The sequence below is a fragment of the Variovorax sp. P1_H2 genome (assembly GCF_056405295.1).
Window position 1 is genome coordinate 1 of record NZ_JBFUCJ010000214.1, and the last position, 4,836, is coordinate 4,836.

At 67.2% G+C, this 4,836-nt stretch carries 7 protein-coding genes; 4 read left to right on the forward strand and 3 right to left on the reverse strand.

Annotated elements, in window-relative coordinates; all coding sequences use genetic code 11:
- The 3 genes from AC1D2E_RS34660 to rlmD all read left to right on the forward strand — a co-directional run.
- Positions 1-272 (forward strand): peptidoglycan DD-metalloendopeptidase family protein (locus AC1D2E_RS34660; protein WP_478201602.1); only part of this gene is annotated, 272 nt, incomplete at its 5' end.
- Positions 273-276: 4 nt separating this feature from the next.
- The gene (locus tag AC1D2E_RS34665) at positions 277-1,263 is read left to right on the forward strand and encodes a sigma-70 family RNA polymerase sigma factor (RefSeq protein WP_478201603.1); all 987 of its coding nucleotides are present in this window, start codon (positions 277-279) and stop codon (positions 1,261-1,263) included.
- A gap of 42 nt (positions 1,264-1,305) precedes the next feature.
- A complete protein-coding gene (gene rlmD, locus AC1D2E_RS34670) occupies positions 1,306-2,739 on the forward strand; it encodes a 23S rRNA (uracil(1939)-C(5))-methyltransferase RlmD (RefSeq protein ID WP_478201604.1) in 1,434 nt (477 codons plus the stop codon).
- Positions 2,740-2,788: 49 nt separating this feature from the next.
- Here the strand turns inward: rlmD and AC1D2E_RS34675 are convergent, their stop codons facing one another.
- Entirely contained in the window at positions 2,789-3,490 is a 702-nt protein-coding gene (locus AC1D2E_RS34675; RefSeq protein WP_478201605.1) for a Bax inhibitor-1/YccA family protein, read from the reverse strand.
- Between the two features lie 167 nt (positions 3,491-3,657).
- Here AC1D2E_RS34675 and AC1D2E_RS34680 point away from each other — a divergent pair, with 167 nt between their 5' ends.
- Positions 3,658-4,065, forward strand: a complete 408-nt coding sequence (locus tag AC1D2E_RS34680) for a GlcG/HbpS family heme-binding protein (RefSeq protein WP_478201606.1) — start codon at positions 3,658-3,660, stop codon at positions 4,063-4,065.
- A gap of 174 nt (positions 4,066-4,239) precedes the next feature.
- On the opposite strand, the gene hemP is transcribed toward AC1D2E_RS34680, so the two are convergent.
- Positions 4,240-4,452 (reverse strand): hemin uptake protein HemP, encoded by a 213-nt coding sequence (gene hemP, locus AC1D2E_RS34685; RefSeq protein ID WP_478171917.1) that lies wholly within the window; start codon positions 4,450-4,452, stop codon positions 4,240-4,242.
- Positions 4,453-4,545: 93 nt separating this feature from the next.
- Positions 4,546-4,836: ExbD/TolR family protein (locus tag AC1D2E_RS34690; protein ID WP_478201607.1), on the reverse strand; the 291-nt coding region annotated here is incomplete at its 5' end.

Sequence of the window (4,836 nt, forward strand, 5' to 3'; positions counted from 1 at the left end):
ATTCGGTGCTGGCCGCCGCGGACGGCCGCGTCGTCTACGCGGGTGCGGGCCTGCGCGGCTATGGCAACCTGATCATCCTGAAGCACAACAACACCTACCTCACGGCCTATGCGCACAACCGCACCTTGCTCGTGAAGGAAGACCAGTCGGTCCAGAAGGGCCAGAAGATTGCCGAGATGGGCAACAGCGACGCCGACCGCGTCAAGCTGCATTTCGAGATCCGCCGCCAGGGCAAGCCGGTCGATCCGGCCCGCTACCTGCCGGTGCGCTAGCGCCATGGCCGCCTCTCGCCCTCATCGCACCGCGGACGTGCGGCGAGTGGCGGGCAACGGCGGCGTCTCACCCCTGCTGCACATCGCCGAGCCGGATCCGGACGGCAGGGCCGGCGAGGCGCTGCCGTCCGAACTGGGCGGCGGCGATTCGCTGACCATCTACCTGCGCGAGATCCGGCGCACCCAGCTGTTCACGCCCGACGAGGAATACCGCACCGCCTGCGCCGTTCGCAGCGGTGACTTCGCGGCCCGGCAGTCGATGATCGAGCACAACCTGCGCCTCGTGGTCAATATCGCCAAGAGCTACCTGGGGCGCGGCGTGCCGATGGCCGATCTGATCGAGGAGGGCAATCTCGGCCTGATGCACGCGATCAACAAGTTCGAGCCCGAGCGCGGCTTTCGCTTTTCCACCTACGCGACCTGGTGGATCCGGCAATCGATCGAGCGCGCGGCGATGATGCAGGCGCGCGCGATCCGCCTGCCGGTGCACGTGGTGCGCGAACTGCATCAGGTGGTGCGCGCCCGCCGGACGCTCGAGGGCGATGCCGAGTTCCTGGCCCGGCGGCCCGATGGCGTTCGGGTCGAGGATGTGGCGGCGCTGCTCGGCCGCGAGGTGCAGGAGGTCGCCGAACTGCTGGCGCTCGCCGAGGCGCCGCGTTCGCTCGATGCCGGTGGCGAGCGCGGCGACGACAGCTTCACGCTGGCCGACACGGTGGCTTCGGACGACGAGGGCGGCGATCCCACCGGCGTCACGCAGATGCACGAGGTTGAGACGCTTCTCGACCGCTGGATCCTCGTGTTGAGCGAGCGCGAGCGCGAGGTGCTCGAAGGCCGCTTCGGCCTGCATGACCGCGACCCGGAGACGCTCGAGGTGCTCAGCGTGCGCCTGGGTCTGACGCGCGAGCGCGTGCGGCAGATCCAGAACGAGGCGCTGGCCAAGATGCGCCGGCAACTGGCGCGGGCGGGCGTGCAGCGCGACGCGCTGCTGTGAGGGGCGGAGCTTGGGGCCCCGCCGGCCTGAGACAATCCGGGGATGACGGAAGCTACAGAGAAAAAAGCAGCGCCTCCCGTGCGCGATGAATGGCTGCAGGTCGAGTCGCTCGACCTCGACGCCCAGGGCGTGGCGCACAAGGCCGACGGCATGGTGGTGTTCATCGAAGGCGCACTGCCCTTCGAGGAAGTGCGCTTCAACGTGCACCGCAAGAAGAACAACTGGGAGCAGGGTACGGTGACCGCGATCAACCGCGAGTCCTCGCAGCGCGTGCGCCCGGGCTGCCCGCATTTCGGCCTGCACGCTGGCGCTTGCGGCGGCTGCAAGATGCAGCATCTCGACGCGGCGGCGCAAGTCGCGGTGAAGCAGCGCTCCCTCGAAGACAACCTCTGGCACCTCGGCAAGGTGCGGCCCGAGAACGTGCTGCGGCCGCTCGAAGGCCCGGCGTGGCACTACCGCTACCGGGCCCGCCTGTCGGTGCGCCACGTCGTCAAGAAGGGCACGGTGCTGATCGGCTTCCACGAACGCAAGAGCCGCTACCTGGCCGACATGAAGGTCTGCCCCGTCCTGCCGGCGCAGGTCAGCGACATGCTGATGCCGCTGCGCGAACTGATCGGGTCGATGGACGCACGCGAGACCTGCCCGCAGATCGAGCTGGCCTGCGGCGATGCACCCGTCGGCAATGGCCTCGGCGTGATCGCCCTGGTGCTGCGGCACCTGGAGCCGCTGTCCGATGCCGACGTGGCGCGCCTGAAGGCCTTTGCGGCCCGCAACGAGGGTGTCCAGTGGTGGCTGCAGGCCAAGGGCCCGGAGACGGTCAGGCTGCTCGAGGAGGACGGTCCGGTGCTGTCCTACGCGCTGCCCGAATTCGGCGTCACGATGCCGTTCAAACCGACCGATTTCACCCAGGTCAATCCGCACATCAACCGCGTGCTGGTCGGGCGTGCGCTGCGCCTGCTCGACGTCCGGCCCGACGAGCGCGTGATCGATTGGTTCTGCGGCCTCGGCAATTTCACGCTGCCGCTCGCGAGCCGCGCCCGCGAGGTGCTGGGCATCGAGGGCAGCGACACGCTGGTGGCGCGCGCCACTGCCAATTTCGAGCGCAACCGGCCCGCGGTGCCAGGCCGTCGCGCGCTCTCGCCGACGACCTTCGTAGCCCGCAACCTGTTCGAGATGACGCCCGCGATGCTGGTCGCCGACGGCGCCGCCGACAAATGGCTGGTCGACCCGCCGCGCGAAGGCGCGTTCGCGCTGGCCAAGGCGCTGGCCGACCTGCACCAGCAGGTCGAGCCTCACGACGGCGGCTGGACACCGCCGAAGCGCATCGTCTACGTCAGCTGCAACCCCTCGACGCTGGCGCGCGACGCCGGCCTGCTGGTGCATCAGGCGGGCTACCGGTGCACCCACGCCGGCGTGGTGAACATGTTCCCGCACACGGCGCACGTCGAGTCCATCGCGGTCTTCGAGCGCGCATGAAAAAAGGGCCCCTCGGGGCCCTTCGCGATGGCCTTCGCAGGCCGCGCGTTCAGTCGCGCTCGCCGCCGAAGATGCCCAGCAGCGCCAGCAGGCTCTGGAACACGTTGAACAGATCCAGGTAGAGGGCCAGCGTGGCGCTGATGTAGTTGGTCTCGCCGCCGTCCATGATCTGCTTCAGATCGTAGAGCATGAAGGCCGAGAAAATGCCGATGGCCGCCACCGAAATGGCCATCATGCCGGCGCTGGAGCCGACGAAGATGTTGATGATGGCGCCGACCATCAGCACCATCGCACCGACGAAGAGCCACTTGCCCATGCCCGACAGGTCGCGCTTGATCACGGTCGCCAGCGATGCCATGACGAAAAACACGCCGGCGGTGCCGCCGAAGGCGGTCATGATCAGCTCGGAGCCGTTCTTGAAGCCCAGCACCATCGCGATCAGGCGCGACAGCATCAGGCCCATGAAGAAGGTGAAGCCCAGCAGCACCGGCACGCCGGCGGCCGAGTTCTTGGTCTTTTCGATCGCGAACATGAAGCCGAAGGCGCCGCCCATGAAGACGATCAGGCCCAGACCGCCGGTCAGCGGGCGGGTGATGCCGGTGGCGACGCCCAGCCAGGCGCCGAGCACGGTCGGCAGCAGGCTCAGGGCCAGCAGCCAGTACGTATTGCGCAGGACGCGCTGGCGTTCTGCCTGCGGCAGCGTCTGGCCGTAGCCGACGGAAGTGTCGAGGGTGTTGACGCGGTCGTTCATTGCTGAAAGCTCCTGGGTTGCCTGCAACGCTGCAGGTGGGCGCATTCTAGGGGGCTGCAAGGCCGGCCTCGCACAAAAACCCCGCCATCCGACATTCCTGCCGCCGGCTCGATCCGTCCTCATCCTGAACGCTATGCTCCAGGGTTGCTCAACTTTCCTGGAAGACCATGAAGACCAAATCCTTTCTCGAGCTCGCAGACCTCAAAGCCATCGCCGCCGCAGCCGAAGCGGAGGCGCTCAAGAACAACTGGGCCGTGACCATCGCGATCGCCGACGACGGCGGCAACCTGCTGTGGCTGCAGCGCCTGGACGGCGCAGCGGCGCTGTCGGCCCACATCGCGCCTGCCAAGGCCCACACGGCCGCCATGGGCCGCCGCGAAAGCAAGACCTACGAGGACATGATCAACGGCGGCCGGACCTCCTTTCTGACCGCGCCGGGCATCGAAGGCCTGCTCGAGGGCGGCGTGCCGATCGTCAAGGACGGCCAGGTGATCGGCGCCGTGGGCGTGAGCGGCGTCAAGTCGAACGAGGACGCGCAGATCGCGAAGGCGGGCATCGCTGCCATCGGCCTCTGATCCAGGCCCGCGACAAGGCAAAACGCCGTCCCTTGGGACGGCGTTGTTCGGTGGTCAGCGTGAAAAAAAAGCTTGGCTGGTCGGCGAACCGTTGGCTAGCTAAAAACGACCCTTCGGAGATGAATCTCCTCGAGTCGCCCCACGATGAAACTTGCGCGGGAGGCGGGCTGATCGCTACTTGGTCAGGATCAGCTTGCCGAGTTTGGTGGCTTGCAGGCGATACAGCGAGCCGTTGTGCAGGATGCCGACCGCCTTGCCGCCCTTGAGGAGTTCCGTGCTTTCGAGCAGCGGGGCGGGACGGGCCGATTCGGCCGCCGCACGGCCCCCGCCTGCGTGGTCCAGCGAGGGATGGTTCAGCACGGTGAAGGCGTTGGGCGTTGCGGACATTCGATGAATCCTGTGTCGAAGCGATTTGGTAATGATAACCATTCTCAATTAAAAATCAATCGCCACGATTGATTTTTTGGGCTGATCGCGCTGCTACTTCGCGTCGGGCTCGGTCACGAAGCCGATCTTGCGCACGCCGGCCTCGCGTGCCGCCGACATCGCTTTCGCCACGCGCTCGTAGCGCACCGCCTTGTCGCCCCGGATATGCAGTTCGGGCTGCGGATCCTTTGCCGCCTCGGCGCCCAGCCGTCCGGCCAGTTCGCTGTCGTCGATCTTCTGCTCGTTCCAGTAGTAGCTGCCGTCGGCCGCCACCGAAAACTGGATGTTCTGCGGCTTGGTCTGCTCCCGCTCGCTGCTGGCGCGGGGGAGGTCGATGTTCACCGC